The sequence below is a fragment of the Snodgrassella sp. W8132 genome, from assembly GCF_016100865.1.
Lineage (GTDB): Bacteria > Pseudomonadota > Gammaproteobacteria > Burkholderiales > Neisseriaceae > Snodgrassella > Snodgrassella alvi.
On the sequence record NZ_JACFRQ010000001.1, the window covers coordinates 566,646 to 587,541 of the forward strand.

The following is a 20,896-nucleotide window of genomic DNA, read 5'->3' on the forward strand; positions in this document are numbered from 1 at the left end:
AGGCAGCCGGCTTTAAAATAGCCGGCTGCCTGAAAAATATAGTCTATATTGTTAATAGAATTATCCGCTTTTTCCTGTATATGGTCAATTGCATGCCATAACCGGCTATAATTGAAAAATCCACATCTGACATAAAACGGCTATGTCTAATAATCGCATCAATCATCAACCTGCTTTCTTGCTTACCTCCCGTCCATGGAGTGAAAGCAGTCTGCAAATTGAAGTATTTTCCCGGGATTATGGCAGAGTAGTGATGCTGGCGCGCAGTGCGAGGCGCCGGCAAAGTGAATTGCGAGGTGTACTCGTTCCTTTTGTGCCACTACAGCTATCCTGGTATGGGAATAATGAATTGAAAACTCTGCACCGGGCAGAATGGATAGGCGGCTGGCCTCAGCCTCAGAATCAGGCGTTATTCAGTGCCATGTATGTAAATGAGCTGGTATTAAAACTAACAGCCCGGGAGGATCCGTTACCTGATGTTCACGCGGCACTACATACCGTACTACAACATATTTCAAACGGCGAACACTTATCTGCACTGCGTTATTTTGAGTGGTCATTACTGCGTGCTTTAGGTATTGCTCCTGATATTAGTCAGGATAGTCAGGGGAAGGAGATCATTAATCATGAACGCTACTGGCTGCGCGCCGAACATGCCCCTGTTTTATTGATGCAGGCACAGATGTCAGCGCAGGAAAATGGTATTGTTGTTCACGGACACACTCTGAATGCATTAAATAACCGCTCACTAGCTGAACAGCCTGAATGGCATACCGAGGCCATAAGGCTGACACGTATGCTTCTGGATTTTCGTCTGCCTGAAGGTATCCTTAGCCGGCGTGTATTAAAACAATTGCAGCAATATACCGTATAGGAATAAAGAAACCTGGTTTGAAAAATAAAAAAAATGAATTCACAATTAGATTATAGTTTTTTTCTATAAAATTTTATTTTATGATCAATAAAATAATTATATTTTTTTGGTTAAATTGAATAAAAAATGTTCAGAACATTATCAGCTGAAAATTATATTTCATTTAAAAAATAATTATTTACATATATTCAATAAAAGAAATCTTTACAATAATTTTAAAAATTTAATATTTATTATGGCTAATATTTAACTAATTTTTTTCATAGATAAAATTTATGAAAAAAATTGGTTAATAAACGACAGATAAAATGATTTTTGTAATCAATATAGCATTAAATTTTATAAAATTATTTACTTGGTAACCAAAATAAGTCAAAATAAGTTAAAACATGTATATATGGGCAGAATAAAATTTAATTTAACTTCCAATTAATTTAAAGCTGTTGTAACTTAATTATTATTAAATTTTTAAAACAAAATTTATTGAAAATTTTCATTTTGCTATATATTCCGTATCAAAACGCAGTAATGTAATGACTCTGATCTGTTATCAGTATTCAAATTTCAACAAGGAGTAATCATGTCAGAAAGTTTTCAGAACGAAGTACCACCAGCACGTGTCAATATTAAACTGGATTTACATACAGGAGGTGCTAAAAAACAAGTTGAATTACCTTTGCGTTTATTAGTGGCTGGCGATTTCAGCTTCAAAGAAAGCGATACTCCGCTGGCAGAACGTGAAAAAGTTTCAATTAATAAAAACAACTTTGATGCAGTGCTTGCTGAAATGAATCCAGCCGTAAAACTGTCTGTTCCAAATGCTCTGGCTGATGATAATTCCGAAATTCCTGTGAATCTTGAATTCAAATCAATGAAAGATTTTCATCCTGAACAGATTGTTCAGCAAGTACCTGAACTGAAATCGTTGCTAGCTATGCGAAATCTGCTGAGAGATTTGAAGTCCAATATTCTGGACAATGCAGTTTTACGCAAAGAACTGGAAAAAATTCTGCAGGACAAAAACCTTTCTGATGAGTTGCGCAAAGAACTTGAAGCAATCTCACCGATCATTTCTAAAGAATAAATACCGCAGAGGAAAATAAGTATGCAAAAAAATGTGCAGAATGCTGGTTCCGTTAAAAAGGGAAATGCTGTTCAACAGTCTGTTTATGAATCATTATTTGATAAAATAAATCTGAATACCGTCTCTACAGCTCCGACTTTTGACCATTACACCAATAATACAGCATTATCTGAATCTGCTACCAATGAACGTATCTCAGTAGCGATAAACGTATTCCTGAAAATGATTCAGGACAGTGCCCAAACTGTAGACAGATTGGATAAATCCTTACTGGATTTCCATATTGCCAAGCTGGACAAATTAATCAGCAATCAGTTAGACAATATTCTTCACCATCCTGAATTTCAGGCAATTGAAGGTACATGGCGTGGTCTGAAATTCTTAGTTGACCGTACCGATTTCCGTCAAAATGTCAAAATTGATGTACTTGATGTTTCAAAAGATGCTCTGATTCGCGATTTTGAAGACTCACCGGAAGTCATCCAAAGCGGTCTGTATAGCCATACTTACATTAACGAATATGACACCCCGGGCGGACAGCCTTTTGCCTCAATCATTTCGGCTTATGAATTTGACCGCTCCCCTCAGGACATTGAGCTGCTCAGAAATATTTCAAAAGTTTCCGCTGCTGCACATATGCCATTTATTGGTTCTGTAGGCCCTCAATTCTTTGGTAAAGAAACAATGGAAGAGGTTGCCTCAATCAAAGATATCGGCAACTACTTTGACCGTGCTGAATACATCAAATGGAACAGCTTCCGCAATACTGATGATGCCCGCTATATCGGTCTTACTCTACCGCGCTTTCTGGCACGTTTGCCTTATGGCAGTGAAACAGTACCGGTACGGAGTTTCAATTACAGTGAAGAAGTTAAAGGCCCTGATCACAATCGTTATTTGTGGGCTAATGCCACCTTTGCATTTGCAGCCAACATGGTAAGAAGCTTTATTAAAAATGGCTGGTGTGTTCAGATTCGTGGCCCGCAGGCCGGCGGACTGATTGAAAATCTGCCGATTCATTTATATGATCTGGGTTCCGGCGCACAAATGAAAATTCCGACGGAAGTATTAATTCCTGAAACACGGGAATTTGAATTTGCCAATCTGGGTTTTGTGCCATTATCGTTCTACAAAAATCATGATTTTGCATGTTTCTTCTCTGCAAATTCAACACAAAAACCAGCCCTGTACGATACTAAAGAGGCGACAGCCAATAGCCGTATCAATTCACGTCTTCCTTATATTTTCCTGCTGTCACGTCTGGCTCATTATCTGAAACTGATTCAGCGCGAAAATATCGGTATGACAAAAGACCGGCGTGTTCTGGAAGTGGAAATGAATAACTGGATACAGAATCTGGTGACAGAAATGACTGATCCAAGTGATGAGCTGCAGGCTTCACATCCGTTACGTCAGGCAAAAGTGGTAGTAGAAGATATTGAAGATAATCCGGGTTTCTTCAAAATTAAACTATTTGTCATTCCGCACTTCCAGATTGAAGGTATGGATATTAATCTTTCATTAGTATCTCAAATGCCAAAAGCTAAAAAATAATCCGGTATAAGCGAGAAAATCTACCGATAGTTCCCTATCGGTAGATAACAATAAAGGATTGCTAAATGTCACGCGCTATTATTTGTAAGGGAGATACCACTACACATGGTGGGGTAGTACTTGAAGGTGATCCTATCGCAAAAATTGAAGGAAGACCGGTAGCACGTAAAGGCGATAAAGTTAGTTGTCCGAAATGTAGTGGTACTCATTACATTGTAGAAGGTGATCCCAAGCTAACAGTAAAGGGGCGTCTTATGGTTCTCGAAAACATGAAAACCAGCTGTGGTGCTCGATTGTTATCCAAACAATCATTAGCTAAATGTGAATAATCTATCTAATTTAGAACAGGTTGTAAGTTGAAAATCATCAATCCGATTTGGTACGAAGGTACCTTACTGCTGCCACAAATTTTCCAGCAACAGGAATTACTGCAACAGGCAAATGCTTTTAGCATAATGCAGTGTACGCGAATTATGCCATGGGGCGTAATGCGTATGGAAATAGACACTAATAGTCTCACTCTGAAAAAGCTTAAATTATCGGATTGTGCAGTATCATTTCAGGATGGTACTTGGTTTGATTCACAGCAGATGCAGTTTTTGCCACCTGCCCGTGACTTGTCACAATTACCGGATGATATAATCGAAACAACAGTATACTTAACATTACCTGAACTAAATACCGTAGGCAGTAATCTGCTTGAAAACAGCAGTAATGCACCACTACGATTTTCTAAACAATTTGTTTCGGTTACTGATCTTTACGGTAGCCAGCAAACAGAAATTGCAGAAAAAAGACTAAATTTCAGCCTGAAATTCTCTCATGAAAACCGTCAGAATTTTTTGGCAATACCCATTCTTCGTCTGATTAAAAATCAAAATAATATCTGGCAGCTTGATGCACAATACATACCGCCAGTATTCTTTATTGGTAGCAATATTTTTCTAATGGAGATGCTGTCAAGACAGATACAAATTCTGCTTAATAAAAGTCAGCGACTTGGTTCATTACGAAAAGAACGTAATCAGCAATCAGCAGACTTTCTTGTATCTGATATTTCATTATTCTGGCTGTTGAACATACTCAATCAGTCTATACCGGAAATGGTGCTGTTACAAACACATAAAAATATTGCACCAGAAAACTACTACATTTTACTGGCACGTTTGGTTGGAAGTCTGCTGTCGTTTTCAATTGAATCCAGTATCAAAGACATACCGCAATACGATCCGTTTAATTTAGGTACAACATTCATCCGGTTAAATGAAATGCTTATAGAGCTGCTGGATACTGTTATACCTACAGTACTGGTACTGGTGGATCTTGAAAAAGTTGGTAATACCCGCTGGATTGGTCATCTGTTAGATGCACGTCTGGATGAAAACACAGATTACTATATTTCCGTTCGTGCCAGTGTTCCGTTATATGAACTTCAGGAACGCTTTCCGAAACTATGTAAGATTGGTTCACCTGATGATGTTGAGCGAATTCTGCCGTCAGCATCCAATGGTATTCCATTAAGAATGATGCAGCGTTTACCCAGCGCGTTACCCATGCGTTCAGAAGCTACCTATTTTGCATTAGATAAGTCGCACCCGGGCTTTAAAGCCATGATAGCAGCCAGATCATGCTGTATTTATTCACCTAATTCATTTGATGGATTAAATATCGAATTATATGCGGTGCCAAATGAAGAATAACGAAATTCCAGATTACGTACGGGAAAATTTACGTAATTATATTTTATTTGTAACGCGCTTAAGCATGGGACATGCCATTCAGGATATGGATGAAGTGCAGTTGCTTGCTATTCATTTTGTTTCAGAGTTTGATCAGAAACTGAGTGAAAATCACCTGCCTGAGCATGTGCGAAAACAGATAAAGTATGCATTGTTTGCACTTGTTGACGAGCTTGCATTACGCTTTTTAGACAGCAAAAGTAAATCAATTTGGGAAAGCAGCCCGTTACAGGTATCCCAATTTGGTGAATATGATGCCGGTATACAATTATTTGAAGATATTCAGACTGAATTGCATAAACCGGATCCGTCATTCTGGCTGTTAAGTGTCTGGCAGTTGGTATTTGCTCTTGGATTTAATGGTAAATATTTATTTGAAGAAACACATGCTCGTAATGAACTCATCACCAAAATTGATTCGCATCTGCCTGAAATAATTATTCCTTCTCTTCAGACTGATCGAAAATTGCGCCCGATTACTATACGGTCTTTTTCAACAGTGAGCTGGTGTTTAGCTTTTCTGGTGTTCACTATAGTTATATATCTGGTGCTTAATAAATATCTCAGTAATCTGGTTGCCAGTATTGGATAAGGTACCAAATGAGTAAACGCATTTATTACACATTACTGCTAGTCTGGATTGTTTGCCTGTCGCTATATTTTATCTGGCAAATTTGGGATATATACTGGGTAATCAAAATATGCCTCAGTATACTCATAGTACTGGCATGCGGATTTCTGTGGTATCAGAATCAATTCTGGTTTCGCAAGCAAAGTGCAGTAAGTCTGTACAATATACCTAAATCCCAGCGCATCATTCTCGTAGCAGGCGATGATATATCTGATTGGATAGAATCTTCTGAACGTTGGAGACTGTTGCGTGATTCAATGTGGATTAGGGTCGAAGACTGTGCGCAGTTAATCAGTATTTATCAAAATCTGGATGAACAGAATAAAATTGCTAATGGTATATTTCTGATACTTAATCCAGATAAATATCCTCATGTGGCAGCACTGGAGCAGCGTATTTCACAATGGCGGCAGGAAATCGAAACCATTCAGGCTTCATACAAACGCCGCCTGCCGCTGACATTGGGTATCCATACCGATTTGCTTAATGAAAATCTTGATTACTGGCCTGAAAACAATAGTAATCAGCTTTGCAGGGAGCGTACTGATGTGCAAGAGTACTTCTCCTGCTTACAAAAACAGCTGGATAGCAGAGCAGCTTTGAATGCCCAACAGCAGGAACATCTGGACTATAGAACCACAACCACACTTTATCTGAATCAGCAATGGCTCAGTAAATATGTGATTAAAAATTTGTTACCGGAAAAATCATATCGTCATTCTCTGTATATGATGTCATGTGTTTGGTTAAACAGTTTCAATACTAATCAGCAAGCAGACTGGCGTAAATTTGAAATTGAAAAAACAGGATTTGTTAGTCCGGTTCATACTTTTATAGTTAATGGTCTGAAAAATTTTCCGGTTATTGAGAATAGCTTTGTACGCCAGCACTATTTAAGTAAAGGTGCAAAATATCTGTGTTACGCAATTGACTGTTTCCTGCTGTTCATTCTCATTGGTACCGGGTATTCGTTTGTTCAAAATAAAAAATGGCTGCAGGAGGTTATTGCTGCTCATCAGCAATATATAGCGATACCTCAGCATCTTGAAAATGAACGTCTGGACAGTATTAAAAATTTAAAAATCATTCAGCAGACATTACAGGACTATAAGACATTCGGTGAGCCCAGAAGAATGGGATTCGGTTTATATCATGCTACCGAATTATTAGCAGTTATCAATAAAGACATAAATTCTTTCCAGATGGAGAAGCAGAAAAAACAAATTATCCGTTTAGATACCACAGCATTGTTTGACGTAGGTCAGAGTCAGCTTAAAGCGGATGCCAAACTGGTTTTACAAGGGGTATTAACCTGGGTACAGGCGAACCCGAATAAAAGAGTACTAATAGATGGTCATACCGATAACACCGGAAATGCTGCCAGCAACAAAACTCTGTCATTTCACAGAGCTGAAGCTGTACGTGACTGGCTAGTGAGTGCATCCACCTTTCCGGAAGACCATTTTACTGTACAGGGATATGGGGATAGCAAACCCATAGCAACCAACGACGACCCGCAAGGGCGTAGTAAAAATCGTCGTGTCGAAATTACCTTGGTTGATATGAATCATACCGACTAATGTAATATTTATTAACTAATTAAAGGATATTCATATGGCAATTCCTGCTTATTTATGGATCAAGGATGACGGTGGTTCAGAGGTTAAAGGCTCTGTAACTGTACAGAATCGTGAAGGCTCAGTAGAAGTATTGGCATTCGATCACGAAGTTTATATTCCTACTGACGGCAATACCGGTAAACTGACAGGTACTCGTGTACACAAACCTATTTCCTTTGTAAAAGAATATGATGCTTCTTCACCATATCTTTACAAAGCAGTAACTAATGGTCAGAACCTTAAATCCCTGGAATTTAAATGGTATCGCATTGACGATGCAGGTCAGGAGAAAGAATATTTCAACACCCTGCTAGAAAATGTGAAAGTAGTGGCTGTGCGTCCTAAAATGCACAACATTAAAGAAACCAGTAAAGAACGCTATAACCATCTTGAAGAAGTGGAATTGCGTTACGAAAAAATCACCTGGGCTTACAAGGATGGCAATATTGTTCATTCCGACAGCTGGGTTGAGAACCGTTAATTTTAATTAACTCAAGGCGCACGCATCTGTGCGCCTTTTTATGTATTTAGCCGGAGCCGTAATGAAAGATTCAATGCAATTATTAAGAAAACTCAATGAAAATTGTGCACGGGCACTGAATGAGGCTGCTAACTTCTGTTTAAGCCGTGGCCATCATGAAATATTGCCTGAACATTTTCTCGTCAAATTACTTGAAACAGATAATAATGACCTGAATCTCTTATTGCGTCAGAACGAAATCAACGTTAACCGTTTGTGGGATGATTTGCTGGCCGGACTAGATAAATTGCCCTGGCAGCGAGTACCTCAGAAACCTGAGCTTTCACGCGCATTACTTAAATGGATAGAGCAGGCATGGATGCTAGCATCTATTGAACACGGACAGGAAGAAGTCCGCTCATTGCATTTGCTTGAAGCTATCCAGAAAATTCCTAGCATCTTCACACTTACAGATTTATGGCAGTTACTGATATTTAGAGCAGGACAACTGGCTGAAGCAGGACGATGGCTTGATAAATACTCAGTAGAAGCAAACACAGACAATGATGCGATCTTCACCAAGAAAATAGATACCGATAGTAAAGCAGCAGAACCTGCTGAAACACCAGCCACACAGAATATACTTAATACCAGTAACTTACAGGATAAACAATCGCCGGCAGAACAGGAAGCCTTGTCACGTTTTACCATCGATCTTACTCAAAGAGCCAGAGACGGATATATTGATGCAATTTTCGGACGGGATGAAGAAATCAGCCAAATAGAAGATATTTTGAGCAGACGACGTAAAAATAATCCAATATTGGTAGGTGAACCGGGAGTAGGTAAAACAGCACTTGTTGAAGGGCTGGCATTGAAAATCGCCAATGACGAAGTGGGCAGCCATCTGAAAAATACCCATATTCTTGCTCTTGATATGGGGCTTTTACAGGCAGGTTCCGGCTTGAAAGGTGAATTTGAGCAGCGCCTGAAAACGGTAATCGAAGCCATTCAGCATGCTTCCGAACCAACCATCCTGTTTATAGATGAAGCTCATACCATTATTGGTGCCGGTAATCAGGCCGGAGGGTCTGATGCAGCCAACTTACTCAAACCTGCACTTGCCCGTGGTCAGTTGCGTACAATCGCAGCAACAACCTGGTCTGAATACAAACAATATTTTGAAACCGATGCTGCTCTTGAGCGCCGTTTTCAGCCGGTAAAAGTAGATGAACCGGATGATGAAAAAGCCTGTCAGATGCTGCGCGGTATTGCTAAACTCTATGCAGAACATCATCAGGTACATATCAAAGATGATGCGATTAAAGCCGCTGTTACATTGTCACGTCGGTATTTACCGGATCGTCAGCTTCCTGATAAAGCTATCGATTTACTGGATACCGCTGCAGCTAAAGTTAGACTTGGTATGCAAACATTACCACTGAATCTGATTAAAAAAATCTCCCTGCACAGCGCGCTTCAAGAAGAAATCGACCGTCTGCAACAGGATATTCTTCTCGGACACCAGATAGATAACGAAAGAATGGAGCAGTGCCGGCAGCAGTTACAGCAATTAGAGCAGGAAATAGAAGAAGAAAAACAAAAATTTGTTCAGGAGCAGGAAGCTGCTCAGGCAGTACTGGATGCGCGTACAAAAGATGAGCATGAAAGCAATCTGCATACACATAATCAGTCTTTTCAGCAATTGCAGCAAAATATTAGCCTAGATGTAGATCAGCAAGTCATTGCCAGTGTAATTAGTGAATGGACAGGCATTCCTGCCGGTCGCATGCTGGATGATGAAATTGAACGTCTGATGACTTTATCTGAACAACTTAACAGTGAGGTAATTGGTCAGGAAGACAGCGTTAGTAGTATTGTTAATCATATTCGTACCCAGAAAGCCGGACTTGGCGAACCCAACAAACCACTTGGTGTATTCCTGCTAACAGGTACATCTGGCGTTGGCAAAACCAGAACAGCCAAAGCACTGGCCAAATCACTTTTTGGTAGTGAAGACACAATGATCACCATCAATATGTCTGAATATCAGGAATCACATACAGTAGCTCAGCTTAAAGGTGCGCCTCCGGGATATGTGGGCTATGGCAAAGGCGGAGTCCTGACTGAAGCAGTACGTAAGCGTCCTTATTCTGTAGTACTGCTGGATGAAATAGAAAAAGCCCATCCGGATGTGCTTAATATTTTCTATCAGGTATTTGACCAGGGTGTTATGCGAGACGGAGAAGGGCGCATCATCAACTTCAAAAACACCATTCTGCTGATGACATCCAATCTAGGCAGCGAAGCTTTACAAAATGCTCCTGATGCCGATTTACCAACCCGACTGGAACTGGTCGATCAGCCCATCCGGGAAGTTTTTGCTCCTGCTTTGCTCGGGCGTATGAATGTACTGGCTTTTCGTCCGTTATCAGCTGACGATATGCAGATTATTATCCGTCAGCAACTAGACCGCATTGCAGCCAAAATTGCAGCTCAATTTGCTGTTATCTGTGAGTATAGTAATACACTGGTAGAGGCGCTGGCGCAAACAACAGCCGGTCATGATTTGGGCGTACGCTATTTTGAACAGATGTTGCAGCAGCAAATTGTCCCCGAACTGGCCAGACAATTATTGCTGGAAAAGCAGCAAGGCCAGAATAGTGCCTATATCCAGCTTAATTTGGGTGAGCAGGGCGTAGTCATTACATTGAGTGATGAACCAATGAAAGAGATGGCAGCTGAAACAAATAGCGAAAATCAGCCAATATAACTGTTAATCACTGAACATAGTAAAAAGGGCAGACTTAAATAAGTATATGTCCTTTTTGCTATTTATATATCAGCATATTAGTTTTAATTTGGCCATACTTTAAAACTAATCAGCCACAGATTGAATTATTATCGAATAAAAATTGTGTTTGAATTAAAATTACCCAGATTCTTTGCTTATACTTTGTTTGTAAATATATGAATTTATATTTGCCAAAATGTGTACTAGAGCCATCTGGGCGTCAGTATTTGCAGACGGTTTTTATATATTAAACGTGTAGAGTAGTTTATTATGAATAACAATAGAAAATAGTTAAAGTATACCCTGCGTGATTAATTCAGTCTTTATCCATTTTTTGACATAATATTCAGTAAAAAAATTATCAATATAAAATAGCCAGTATGCTTTAGTATACTGGCTAAAAATACTTGAAACTGATAAATTGAATTTTAATTAATTGAGTTCAGGTCGAGACATTATATCAATTGAATTCTGCGGCGTAGGTGGCTGCATAGTAAATTTAGGGTTTGTTGTGTATTTTAGGTGGATTTTGGTATCTGTTTTTACTGTTCCACCTATACTCTCCACCTCCTTAGGAAATGCTAGCTGTTCACGGATGCCTATAATTCTTCCTTTTAAATCAAAGTAATAACTATATTGTATAGGAATTTGATTATTTTTGAATTGCTTTATAACTCCAAAATAGGGATTTTTAAAAACACCGCTGTCATCAGAATTATGTTCATCAAAAAAATAAGAATTAAAAGTAGAAGTGAATTCGTCAATTATATCTTGTAATGCAGCATAATCCTCAGGTTTATATTTATTATTCTGATCAGCTTTATCTGCAGTCTCTTTTAAAGCCTTTGAAAGGCTTCCCAGCATTGCATTATCAATTTTCTGCATTAGAGCGTAGTCTACATTCAGATTAACCTGATACTTTGCTTTCAAGGTTTTTCCATACTCATCAACGTTTACTTTTTTGAATGCATCCGGCTCAATTGCTGCATAACCATCATCAATTGATTTTGGTAAGCTTTTTAACAGATCGGATAAAGGCATGTTTTTTATTTGAGATTTTGGTACAGCTAATTGTAAATATTTGTCACCAATTACCATTCTAGTATGAGGTATTTTATCTAGCAAATGTGTAATAGCAGAAACATCTGTGTATAGAGATAGATTTTTGAAGTCTATATAGGTAGGAAATTTAAATGAAACCAGTACATTTTTGTTTTCATAACGAACTTCCGGAATTATTTCCATTTGCCCTTTTCGTATGTCTATAGCACCGGAAAAGGGTATTGAAAAAGATTGACTGAATTGCTCAAAAAAAGGTGCCAGAGAATTTTTTGGTTTTGATTCATTATCATCATCATCGTCATCTGCTTCTGTTTGAGGTAGTGGTTTTGATGCAGTATTTAGAAGCTTGTTATGTGTTTCATTAGTTTTGTTTATTTCAGATGTATCAGAAGAAATTTCATCTTCATTGTTTGTATTAGGATTAATATGATATTCTCCTTGAAAAGAACCACTGAAGTTCAAGCGATTATCTTTTAAAATCATTTGCTGGAGACCAGTCCGCACCATTTTATCCGGTGAATTGTCATTTATGTGGCTGCATGCTGAAACTATTCCAGCTAGAGTCAATGTTAATATTATTTTTGTAAAATTTAACCCCATAAAATTCCCTTTAAATTAACCGATTTTTTGTTAGATGTTATTTTATTTGTAAATATATTAACTTATGTTTACCTAATATATACCGTTGAGCTTATGGTATCTGTATTTGCAGACAGTTTGGTATATATCAAATGAGTAGGTAGTTTGTTATGACAGGACTATAAAATTCACTCAAGGTATACTTGTCGTGATTCATTCTGTCTGGATTTATGTTTTTGAATTAACATATAATAAATAACTTATCAATGAAAAAAGCCAGTATGTAAAACATACTGGCTAAAAAATTTAAATCAGATCAGATAAGAAAATTAATCATTACCAACCAAGACGAGCCCCTATATTGATTGAGTTTTGTGGTGTAGGCTGCATGGTAAATTTAGGGCTTCCGGTGTAATCCATTCGAACTTTATAATCTATTCTGATTGTTCCTTTTGGCTCTTCCATACCTGTTATTGCCATTGGAAGGTCAGTCTTAAAGCGTACACCTATAATCCGACCTTTTGAATCAAAGTAGAAATTATTTACCATTAGATTAGATTTATTTTTGAGCTGCTCCAAATAAGCACCCATAGGAGTATCTGCAAGAGCATTATCACTATCGGAATAAATTGAAGCTAAAGCGTCAATTATATTCCCCAGTAAAGCGTAATCTTCTGGTTTATATTTATTATTCTTATCAGCCTTGGCTGCTGTCTCTTTTAGAGTCTTAGAAAGACTTTGTAGAAGTACAGTATTATATTTAAGGCTTGAAGCATAGTCTGTATTCAGATTAACCTGATATTTTGCTTCCAGTGTTTTTCCAAATTCGTCGACATTTACTTTTTTGAATGCGCTCGGATCAATTGATGCATAACCGTCATCTACAGATTTAGGTAAGCTTTTTAATAAATCTGCTACAGGTATGTGTTGTGCTTTATCCTGCGGTACAGCAAATTGCATATATTTGTCACCAATTACCATTTTATTGTAAGGCATAGTATCTGACAGATGTGTAATTGCAGAACCATCGAGATATAAGGACAAATTATTAAAATCTAAATAGGTAGGAAATTTAAAAGAAATCAGTACGTTTTTATCTTCATAACGGACTTCAGGAATCACTTCCATCACCCCTTTTTTCATATCTACAGCACCAGTGAAAGGTACGGAAAAAGATTTACCGAATTGTCCTAAAAATTGCCCTATAGATTTGTTATACAAATCCATTTGTTTGCGGTGATACTCTGTTAATTCTGAAGTATCATCATCATATTCTTCTGATGCAGAGGCTTCTGATGCAGATACTTCTGATGCAATTATTGGCTCGGTTATTTCTGAAGAATTTTTATCTTCATTATTCTGAATAATAAATTCTGTCTGATAAGAACCACTAAAATTAAACTGATTGTCTTCTGTCATAATGCGCTGAATACCAGTGCGCACCATTTTGTCAGGGGATTTTTCAGTTTTATTACCACATGCCGAAATCATACCGGCAACAGCCAGCATTAATATTATTTTTGTAAATTTCAATCTCATAAGAGTCCCTTAGTTCAATAAGCAAAGTATATTGTTAATAATTGTATTTTAATTGTAATAAAATGACCAGAAAAAATTAACAAATTACAATTCTAATCAGATATTATAACGAGAACATTGTCTATTTCAAGGTTTTAAGCTGAACATCTGTTAAAACCATTTTAAAAAAGTTATTGCAAAAATAAATTAAATTTATGATAGTAAATATAAATTAAAAATTGTTTTATTGAGAAAAATAATTTATAATTCATATTATTTTTTTTATAAATTTGAGTTTAAATTTTGGAGTTTTTATGAAAGAATATAAAGTTGTTATTTATCAGGAAGGTGCTCTGGCTTCTATGTTTCTGGGCGCGGCAAATGCAGATCCTGTAAAATTTTCCAACTTTCTAAATCGAAATGCTAAAGAAGGATGGCGTGTAGTAACAATGGAAAAAGATATGCGTCGTCTATTTTTATTGTGGAGAAGAGAAGCTTATTTATTAGTAATGGAGAGAGATATTGGTTAAAAAAGCCGGATTAGGATGCCTTTATATTTTCATATTCTGGTGTGTCTTATTGATGCTGGAATTATGGTGGGACATTTTTCCTGCTGAAATTTTTCTAAAAATATCTATATCTTTAGCAATTTTATTCTTTGCTTTGTTGGCGATAGCCGTGGTTCTTGATCAGTTGAACTCAGATAAAAAGCTAAAAGATAAAAATTATTTAGAATAATATTTATTTTATACTTGAAAATCCAAGTTTAATATTAAATAAACTAGTTGAAAATTTAAATGATTTCGAATCTTTTAAATTAAGTATAAATATTAGTTAATTTATTATTTCACTTGGTTTATCTTTTTCTAAGTGGTTAATATTTTTGTTTTAAAATTAAATAGCTTTGTCATTTAATTTGATTAAGCTTATAAAGTGTTATTCATTTGCGCAGCATATACCAAGTTGTGAACAGTTTTTTATTACTTCTTCAATAAATAAAAACAAAATTTCTGGATTTATAATCTCTTACTCTATACAAAGCAGAATAAACAAAAAATTTTTTATCCGCGCGGATGATGCTGATGCACAATCTGTTTTAGGCGTTCATTGGCAACATGTGTGTAAATTTGTGTTGTACCGATATCAGCGTGTCCCAGAAGCAATTGCACTACACGTAAATCTGCACCATGATTCACGAGATGCGTAGCAAAAGCATGACGCAAACCATGCGGGCTAAGATGATGGATGCCGGCTGCACTAGCATATTTGGTCACAATCATCCAGGCCAGCTGCCGAGTGATGGCCGTTTTTTTCTGACTGACAAATACTGCATCACAAGCACGTCCTTTAAGTAAAGCAGGGCGGGCATCTGTAAAATAATTTTCCAGCCAGTCGGTTGCTTCTTCCCCTAATGGAACCATACGCTGTTTATTTCCTTTTCCGATGGTACTTAACAGGCCGTTTTGTAAATCGATTTCATTGATTCGTAAGTTAACAGCTTCGCTAACCCTCAATCCAGTAGCGTACATAAGTTCCAGTAAGGCTTTATCACGCAGACCCAGAAAGGTTTTGGTATCAGGAGCTGCTAATAGAGCATCTATCTGTGTTTCGGAAATAATATCCGGCAAGTATTGCCCTTTTTTAGGCATTTGCAGCTGTTCGGTAGGTATATCCTGACGGCGGTTATATTCATGCATCCAACTGAACAGACGTTTACAGGCTGATAATGCCCGTGCCTGTGAAGATGGTTTTTCACTAGGAATAAATACAGCAGATGCAAGTGACAAGGGATCTACATTCAGCCAGTTCAGATGTTCGGCTTGTATGCGACGAGCAATTTTATTCAAATCCCGCCGGTAACTTTCCAGTGTATTGAATGCCAGCTGCTCGCTAAGCCAAAGATGTTCGAGCAATGACTCGACTGGTTCGAGTAGTTCTGCCGGTAAAGTTTCATTTACCATGTTGCTCCTTCGTGTTTAAGCAGCCAACGCTTTATATTTAGTTCAAAAGCATTGGTACTGAGGCTGAACCCTCCCAGACCACTGGCTGATACAACCCGATGACAAGGAATAATAATTGGTAACGGGTTTTTACCACAGGCCTGACCTACGGCTCTGGGTGAACTGTTTAGCACACGCGCGATATCTCCGTAAGTGGCAATCTGACCATAGGGGATATTGGCAATAACCTGCCAGACTTTTTGCTGAAATGCAGTGCCGTCAGTGGAAGGAGGATAGTTAAATTTTTGCAGGCTGCCATTAAAATAGGAGTCAAGCTGTTTTGCCCAGAATCCAGTCAGGTCAGGTAAGGCTTCGGAAAAGGGTGTTTGCCAATGGATAGCCTTTAATTTTTGCTCAGGATTGAATTCCAGTTTTAATGAGCAGCAGGGCGCTTGATATGAGTAACTAGGCATGCTGTTGCAGTGTATTTAATACGATCTGGGCGTGACCGGCCGCTTTAACTTTACGCCATTCCTGTGTAATTTGCCCGTCCTGATTCAGGATAAAGGTACTTCTTTCAATACCGAATACTTTTTTACCATACATGTTTTTCTCTTTAAGTACATCAAATTGTCTGCATGCTATTTCTTCACTGTCTGAAAGTAGAGTAACGTTAAGTTCATATTTGCAGATAAAATTATGATGGCTTTTCATACTATCACGGGAAATACCAATCACGTGGTAACCCAGTTGTTTGAATTGGGGCAGTAAAGCACTGAATTCTTGTGCTTCGGTTGTACAGCCTGGTGTGCTGTCTTTCGGATAGAAATAAACCACAGCTGGTAAATGTTCTGCAATATTAAAGTTATTGCCTTCGGTATCCGGAAGTGTAAACAGCATAGATTGAGACATTATTTATTTTCCTTTGTATATATAATGATTACTTTGATTTAATCGCGAATAAACGCCGTAATCAGAGGAACATCGCCAATTAGACGGCTGCAGTGTCCATGAATATTTGAGTCGAAGGTAATGCCTTCGGGTAAAGTATCGGCAGAATAAAAATGTTCTCCGGCACTAAAGCGGCGGGTACTACCATCGCGTAGTCCGATTTCCATCACTCCTTGTAATACTATCAGCCATTGTGGTTTACCAGTGCAGTGAAAATCACTTTTAAAACCCACCGGACTGTAACGTAATTGTAAACCTTCTGCATTAAACCAAGGTGATAACTGGCTTTTTTCATTACCTTCGTTTAATTCAATTTTTTCTTCTTTGAAGCGGGCAAAACCATCATTTCCGGTATATAAAATTACTTTAGTGAATGTTGTCATAATTTCTACTCATGGCCTAATGGTAAAAAAATCAGTGCAGAGATATATATCTGCACTGAAAGAATAATAAATCAGCCTATAACACCAAGATTGTCATCATTGGACGGGGTATTATTGTGTTTGGGAAGCAGCCATAAAGTGGCAATGATGTCCAGAAGGTAAATAGATGCCAGCAAACATAAGGCAACATAAAATGACCATTCTTTAACCAGAAAACCGATAACCAGCGGCCCTAATCCGCCAATGCCACGACCCAGATTAAATAATACATTCTGGGCAGTTGCACGCACATGCGGGGGGAAGTTATCAGAAATCAGTGCTCCATAGCCGCCAATCATGCCATTGACAAATAAGCCCATAATGGCACCGCATATCAGTAATGCAGTGGGGTCCTGCAACTGTGCATATTGTGCCACCATGATAAAAGAACCAATCTGGTAAATCAGAAAGATTTTCCAGCGGGCAAAATGGTCAGCCAGAAAACCGAACAGCCAGATACCGATGATCATGCCAATAACGGTGACCGCAGTCCAGTTGCCGGAATCTGTAAGACTGAATCCGAGTTTTTTGGCAAGATAACTGGGCATCCAGATCATTAAACCGTAATAACCGAAATTTTGTACAGCGCAAAGAATAAATATACCCAGACTGGTTTTAGCTGTCTGACGGTCTTTAACCAGTAATTTAAGACGTGCAGAAAATGACAACTCACCATTTGCTTTATGTTCGCGGGTAAATTGTTCCGGTTCGTTGGTATCATGACGAATAAAATAGGATACGATAGCCGGAAATAATCCTACGACAAACATGCCGCGCCAGCCGATATGCTGCAGCAGAAATGGTGTAATAAAAGTAGCCGCCAATACACCCAGCTGCCAGCCAATACCGACGAAAGCTGATGCGCGATTACGTTTTGATGCAGGCCATACTTCTGCAATCATAGCCATACCGATACCGAACTCTCCGCCCAGCCCCATACCGGCCAGAGCCCGGTAAATAAGCAGGTCGTAATAACCTTGTGCAACCGCACACAGACCAGTAAAAACGGCAAACATGAGAATGGTTAGCGATAACATGCGTATCCGGCCGAAGCGATCACTTAAATGTCCGAAAACGATACCGCCGATAACAGAACCAATTAATGTCCATGTTACCAGTGAACCTGCCTGAGAAGTATTCAGTCCGAGATCAGCACTGATGGCGCTGAGCATAAAACCGAGTATCAGCAGGTCAAAACCATCCATGGCATAGCCACTGATAGCGGCAACCATAGCTTTTGCAGGAGTTAATTTTTTTCTTGGTTGTTTCATAAGGGGACTTACTATCGAGAATCTAAAATGTTAATAACAGTTTTGCCTGCACCGGCAGGCTGATTAATATCACCGGTCTGTGCTGGTGTTGTAATTGGAGAAAAATGTTCACGGTCAAAGGCAATATCGCCGCCATGTGGCAGTTGCTGTCCGCGTTGCAAGCCGGCAAAATTGAATAAATGATAATCAGCCAGATGCGAGGGTACGATGTTTTGCATGGCCGAAAACATGGATTCAATGCGCCCGGGAAACTTTTTGTCCCATTGCTGGAGCATATCTTTGATAACCTGTCGTTGCAGGTTGGGCTGTGAGCCGCACAGGTTGCATGGAATAATTGGAAATTCCAGCATTTGTGCATACCGGATCAGATCTTTTTCTTTAACATAGGCTAAGGGTCTGATGATGATATGTTCACCGTTATCTGACAGCAGTTTGGGCGGCATGGCTTTAAGTTTGCCTCCGTAAAACATATTCAGAAACAGGGTTTCCAGAATATCATCGCGATGGTGACCTAAAGCAATTTTGGTACAGTTATTTTCTTTGGCTACCCGGTATAAAATACCACGTCGCAAACGGCTGCACAGACCACAGGTAGTTTTGCCTTCATCTATTACCCGTTTGACTACGCTATAGGTGTCTTCTTCAATAATTTGAAACGGAATGCCAAGACTTTGCAGATAATCCGGCAGTATATGTACAGGAAAACCCGGTTGTTTCTGGTCAAGATTAACTGCAAGAATTTCAAATTGTACTGGTGCAGATTTTTGTAATCTGAGCAGGATGTCCAATAATGCATAGCTGTCTTTACCACCGGAAAGGCAAACCATGATTTTGTCGCCGTCTTCAATCATCTGAAAATCATTAATAGCAGCGCCAACCTGATGACGAAGTCGTTTAATCAGTTTATTGTTTTCGTATTCGCGTTTTGGTGTATGAGACATGGATACAGCACTAATTTATGCAAATACCTGCAATTGTACAATAATTAAAGGCCGGCTGATGTGACTTAGCCGGCCTGTGTTAATTTTTACATGAATTAAAAAGGAGTTTTCAGCCTTTTTTTATTGGTTCTTTATCAAGCTCAAACACTTGGTGCAGTACACGGGTGGCCAGCTCCAGATATTTTTCATCAATTAACACAGACACTTTGATTTCAGAAGTAGAAATCATCTGGATATTGATATTTTCTTTAGCCAGAGTACGGAACATGGTAGAAGCAATGCCAACATGTGAACGCATGCCCATGCCGACTATTGATACTTTACATACGGTATCATCGCCGCAGACTTCACGCGCTCCTATTGTTTTCTGCACTTCATGAAGAATATCCAGCGTATTCTGATAATCACTGCGTGGTACGGTAAAGGAAAAGTCTGTGGTTCCTGCTGAGCCGACATTCTGAATAATCATATCCACTTCAATATTGGCATCGGCGACAGCTCCCAGTATCAGTGAAGCCATTCCCGGCGTATCCGGTACCCCGCGCACATTAATTCGTGCCTGATTTTTATCAAAAGCAATACCGGATACTGCCGCATGTTCCATCATATTCTGATCCTCTTCAAATGTGATTAATGTGCCATTACCGCTGTTTTCCAGACTGCTTAATACGCGCAGCCGCACTTTATATTTACCGGCAAACTCTACTGAGCGGATTTGTAATACTTTACTGCCCAGACTGGCCAGTTCCAGCATTTCTTCAAATGAAATGGTATTGAGACGGCGCGCTTCCGGTACGACACGCGGGTCGGTGGTGTATACGCCATCCACATCAGTATAGATCTGGCATTCGTCTGCTTTCAGTGCTGCTGCCAGTGCTACTGCTGAGGTATCCGAACCGCCGCGACCCAGAGTGGTAATATCATTGTTGGCATTAACACCCTGAAAACCGGCTATGATAACAACTTTGCCGGCATTGAGATCTGTGCGGATGCGTATCTCATCGATCGCATCAATGCGTGCTTTGGTATGAGCACAATCGGTTTTAACGGCTACCTGCCAGCCAGTATAGCTCTTTGCGTCTACGCCAATACTGTGCAAAGCCATGGCAAGCAGACCGATAGTGACCTGTTCACCTGTTGATAAAACAACGTCCAGTTCACGCGGATTGGGCTTTTCCTGAATTTCATGTGCCAGTGCAACCAAACGGTTGGTTTCTCCGCTCATAGCGGATACAACCACTACTACATCATCACCATTGGCTCTGGCTTGTGCTACACGACGAGCTACATTTTTTATACGTTCAACTGTTCCAACTGATGTACCGCCGTATTTCTGTACGATTAACGCCATAATACTGCTTGCTTTCCGGGTTGTTATAATGTCAAAAAAGGACAGGTTGTGTTAACCCTGCCTGCTTAAATATCCTGTCGGATATTCTTTTTAGCATTTTTATCAT

General features: G+C 38.9%; 20 protein-coding genes. 11 read left to right on the forward strand and 9 right to left on the reverse strand.

The genetic code is table 11. From position 1 onward, the window contains the following. Positions 1 to 142 precede the first annotated feature (142 nt). The 9 genes from recO to tssH all read left to right on the forward strand — a co-directional run bounded on the left by recO (position 143) and on the right by tssH (position 10,734). The gene (gene recO, locus H3U82_RS02525; protein ID WP_078474242.1) at positions 143 to 874 is read left to right on the forward strand and encodes a DNA repair protein RecO; all 732 of its coding nucleotides are present in this window, start codon (positions 143 to 145) and stop codon (positions 872 to 874) included. A gap of 580 nt (positions 875 to 1,454) precedes the next feature. Beyond that, a complete protein-coding gene (gene tssB / locus H3U82_RS02530; protein ID WP_025330951.1) occupies positions 1,455 to 1,958 on the forward strand; it encodes a type VI secretion system contractile sheath small subunit in 504 nt (167 codons plus the stop codon). A 21-nt stretch (positions 1,959 to 1,979) separates the two neighbouring features. Then, positions 1,980 to 3,512, forward strand: coding sequence for a type VI secretion system contractile sheath large subunit (tssC, locus tag H3U82_RS02535; protein ID WP_037392136.1), 1,533 nt, complete (start codon positions 1,980 to 1,982; stop codon positions 3,510 to 3,512). A 65-nt stretch (positions 3,513 to 3,577) separates the two neighbouring features. After that, positions 3,578 to 3,841, forward strand: coding sequence for a PAAR domain-containing protein (locus tag H3U82_RS02540; RefSeq protein ID WP_025330949.1), 264 nt, complete (start codon positions 3,578 to 3,580; stop codon positions 3,839 to 3,841). A 27-nt stretch (positions 3,842 to 3,868) separates the two neighbouring features. After that, positions 3,869 to 5,212, forward strand: coding sequence for a type VI secretion system baseplate subunit TssK (gene tssK / locus H3U82_RS02545; protein ID WP_198209051.1), 1,344 nt, complete (start codon positions 3,869 to 3,871; stop codon positions 5,210 to 5,212). Then, positions 5,202 to 5,843 (forward strand): DotU family type IV/VI secretion system protein, encoded by a 642-nt coding sequence (locus H3U82_RS02550; protein WP_025330947.1) that lies wholly within the window; start codon positions 5,202 to 5,204, stop codon positions 5,841 to 5,843. Before tssK ends, H3U82_RS02550 begins: the two co-directional genes overlap by 11 nt. Positions 5,844 to 5,851: 8 nt before the next feature. Further along, on the forward strand, positions 5,852 to 7,462 hold the full coding sequence (locus tag H3U82_RS02555; RefSeq protein ID WP_084586502.1) for an OmpA family protein: 1,611 nt from the start codon (positions 5,852 to 5,854) through the stop codon (positions 7,460 to 7,462). A gap of 34 nt (positions 7,463 to 7,496) precedes the next feature. Next, positions 7,497 to 7,982: an Hcp family type VI secretion system effector gene (locus tag H3U82_RS02560; RefSeq protein WP_025330945.1), complete on the forward strand. Its 486-nt coding sequence runs from the start codon at positions 7,497 to 7,499 to the stop codon at positions 7,980 to 7,982. 61 nt (positions 7,983 to 8,043) lie between these two features. Beyond that, positions 8,044 to 10,734 (forward strand): type VI secretion system ATPase TssH, encoded by a 2,691-nt coding sequence (gene tssH, locus H3U82_RS02565; RefSeq protein WP_198209053.1) that lies wholly within the window; start codon positions 8,044 to 8,046, stop codon positions 10,732 to 10,734. Positions 10,735 to 11,187: 453 nt separating this feature from the next. On the opposite strand, the gene H3U82_RS02570 is transcribed toward tssH, so the two are convergent. Together H3U82_RS02570 and H3U82_RS02575 are read right to left on the reverse strand one after the other, a co-directional pair. Further along, the gene (locus tag H3U82_RS02570) at positions 11,188 to 12,417 is read right to left on the reverse strand and encodes a hypothetical protein (protein WP_198209055.1); all 1,230 of its coding nucleotides are present in this window, start codon (positions 12,415 to 12,417) and stop codon (positions 11,188 to 11,190) included. 315 nt (positions 12,418 to 12,732) lie between these two features. Then, complete coding sequence (locus tag H3U82_RS02575; RefSeq protein ID WP_198209057.1) at positions 12,733 to 13,935, reverse strand: hypothetical protein; 1,203 nt, start codon at positions 13,933 to 13,935, stop codon at positions 12,733 to 12,735. Between the two features lie 293 nt (positions 13,936 to 14,228). Between H3U82_RS02575 and H3U82_RS02580 the strand changes: the two genes are divergently transcribed. After that, complete coding sequence (locus tag H3U82_RS02580; RefSeq protein ID WP_025330941.1) at positions 14,229 to 14,444, forward strand: DUF4177 domain-containing protein; 216 nt, start codon at positions 14,229 to 14,231, stop codon at positions 14,442 to 14,444. A 52-nt stretch (positions 14,445 to 14,496) separates the two neighbouring features. Continuing rightward, complete coding sequence (locus tag H3U82_RS02585; protein WP_198209059.1) at positions 14,497 to 14,652, forward strand: hypothetical protein; 156 nt, start codon at positions 14,497 to 14,499, stop codon at positions 14,650 to 14,652. 323 nt (positions 14,653 to 14,975) lie between these two features. Here the strand turns inward: H3U82_RS02585 and xerD are convergent, their stop codons facing one another. The 7 genes from xerD to H3U82_RS02620 form a co-directional block, all read right to left on the reverse strand. Then, positions 14,976 to 15,875, reverse strand: a complete 900-nt coding sequence (xerD, locus tag H3U82_RS02590) for a site-specific tyrosine recombinase XerD (RefSeq protein ID WP_198209061.1) — start codon at positions 15,873 to 15,875, stop codon at positions 14,976 to 14,978. Further along, positions 15,869 to 16,327 (reverse strand): methylated-DNA--[protein]-cysteine S-methyltransferase, encoded by a 459-nt coding sequence (locus H3U82_RS02595; RefSeq protein ID WP_078474405.1) that lies wholly within the window; start codon positions 16,325 to 16,327, stop codon positions 15,869 to 15,871. Before H3U82_RS02595 ends, xerD begins: the two co-directional genes overlap by 7 nt. Further along, positions 16,320 to 16,766 (reverse strand): peroxiredoxin, encoded by a 447-nt coding sequence (locus tag H3U82_RS02600; RefSeq protein ID WP_084585122.1) that lies wholly within the window; start codon positions 16,764 to 16,766, stop codon positions 16,320 to 16,322. Before H3U82_RS02600 ends, H3U82_RS02595 begins: the two co-directional genes overlap by 8 nt. 38 nt (positions 16,767 to 16,804) lie before the next feature. Then, the gene (locus H3U82_RS02605) at positions 16,805 to 17,188 is read right to left on the reverse strand and encodes a hypothetical protein (RefSeq protein ID WP_084550011.1); all 384 of its coding nucleotides are present in this window, start codon (positions 17,186 to 17,188) and stop codon (positions 16,805 to 16,807) included. 71 nt (positions 17,189 to 17,259) lie between these two features. After that, complete coding sequence (locus H3U82_RS02610) at positions 17,260 to 18,498, reverse strand: MFS transporter (RefSeq protein ID WP_037392964.1); 1,239 nt, start codon at positions 18,496 to 18,498, stop codon at positions 17,260 to 17,262. Between the two features lie 11 nt (positions 18,499 to 18,509). Next, complete coding sequence (gene ttcA / locus H3U82_RS02615) at positions 18,510 to 19,439, reverse strand: tRNA 2-thiocytidine(32) synthetase TtcA (protein WP_084585121.1); 930 nt, start codon at positions 19,437 to 19,439, stop codon at positions 18,510 to 18,512. A gap of 109 nt (positions 19,440 to 19,548) precedes the next feature. Beyond that, a complete protein-coding gene (locus H3U82_RS02620; RefSeq protein WP_041880385.1) occupies positions 19,549 to 20,790 on the reverse strand; it encodes an aspartate kinase in 1,242 nt (413 codons plus the stop codon). Positions 20,791 to 20,896 lie beyond the last annotated feature (106 nt).

Excerpts from the sequence above, each read along its gene's own strand:
- recO (WP_078474242.1), top strand. The coding sequence starts at position 143 with ATGTCTAATAATCGCATCAATCATCAACCTGCTTTCTTGCTTACCTCC.
- tssB (WP_025330951.1), top strand. The coding sequence starts at position 1,455 with ATGTCAGAAAGTTTTCAGAACGAAGTACCACCAGCACGTGTCAATATT.
- tssC (WP_037392136.1), top strand. The coding sequence starts at position 1,980 with ATGCAAAAAAATGTGCAGAATGCTGGTTCCGTTAAAAAGGGAAATGCT.
- H3U82_RS02540 (WP_025330949.1), top strand. The coding sequence starts at position 3,578 with ATGTCACGCGCTATTATTTGTAAGGGAGATACCACTACACATGGTGGG.
- H3U82_RS02550 (WP_025330947.1), top strand. The coding sequence starts at position 5,202 with ATGAAGAATAACGAAATTCCAGATTACGTACGGGAAAATTTACGTAAT.
- H3U82_RS02555 (WP_084586502.1), top strand. The coding sequence starts at position 5,852 with ATGAGTAAACGCATTTATTACACATTACTGCTAGTCTGGATTGTTTGC.
- H3U82_RS02560 (WP_025330945.1), top strand. The coding sequence starts at position 7,497 with ATGGCAATTCCTGCTTATTTATGGATCAAGGATGACGGTGGTTCAGAG.
- tssH (WP_198209053.1), top strand. The coding sequence starts at position 8,044 with ATGAAAGATTCAATGCAATTATTAAGAAAACTCAATGAAAATTGTGCA.
- H3U82_RS02570 (WP_198209055.1), bottom strand. The coding sequence starts at position 12,417 with ATGGGGTTAAATTTTACAAAAATAATATTAACATTGACTCTAGCTGGA.
- H3U82_RS02575 (WP_198209057.1), bottom strand. The coding sequence starts at position 13,935 with ATGAGATTGAAATTTACAAAAATAATATTAATGCTGGCTGTTGCCGGT.
- H3U82_RS02580 (WP_025330941.1), top strand. The coding sequence starts at position 14,229 with ATGAAAGAATATAAAGTTGTTATTTATCAGGAAGGTGCTCTGGCTTCT.
- H3U82_RS02585 (WP_198209059.1), top strand. The coding sequence starts at position 14,497 with ATGCTGGAATTATGGTGGGACATTTTTCCTGCTGAAATTTTTCTAAAA.
- xerD (WP_198209061.1), bottom strand. The coding sequence starts at position 15,875 with ATGGTAAATGAAACTTTACCGGCAGAACTACTCGAACCAGTCGAGTCA.
- H3U82_RS02595 (WP_078474405.1), bottom strand. The coding sequence starts at position 16,327 with ATGCCTAGTTACTCATATCAAGCGCCCTGCTGCTCATTAAAACTGGAA.
- H3U82_RS02600 (WP_084585122.1), bottom strand. The coding sequence starts at position 16,766 with ATGTCTCAATCTATGCTGTTTACACTTCCGGATACCGAAGGCAATAAC.
- H3U82_RS02605 (WP_084550011.1), bottom strand. The coding sequence starts at position 17,188 with ATGACAACATTCACTAAAGTAATTTTATATACCGGAAATGATGGTTTT.
- H3U82_RS02610 (WP_037392964.1), bottom strand. The coding sequence starts at position 18,498 with ATGAAACAACCAAGAAAAAAATTAACTCCTGCAAAAGCTATGGTTGCC.
- ttcA (WP_084585121.1), bottom strand. The coding sequence starts at position 19,439 with ATGTCTCATACACCAAAACGCGAATACGAAAACAATAAACTGATTAAA.
- H3U82_RS02620 (WP_041880385.1), bottom strand. The coding sequence starts at position 20,790 with ATGGCGTTAATCGTACAGAAATACGGCGGTACATCAGTTGGAACAGTT.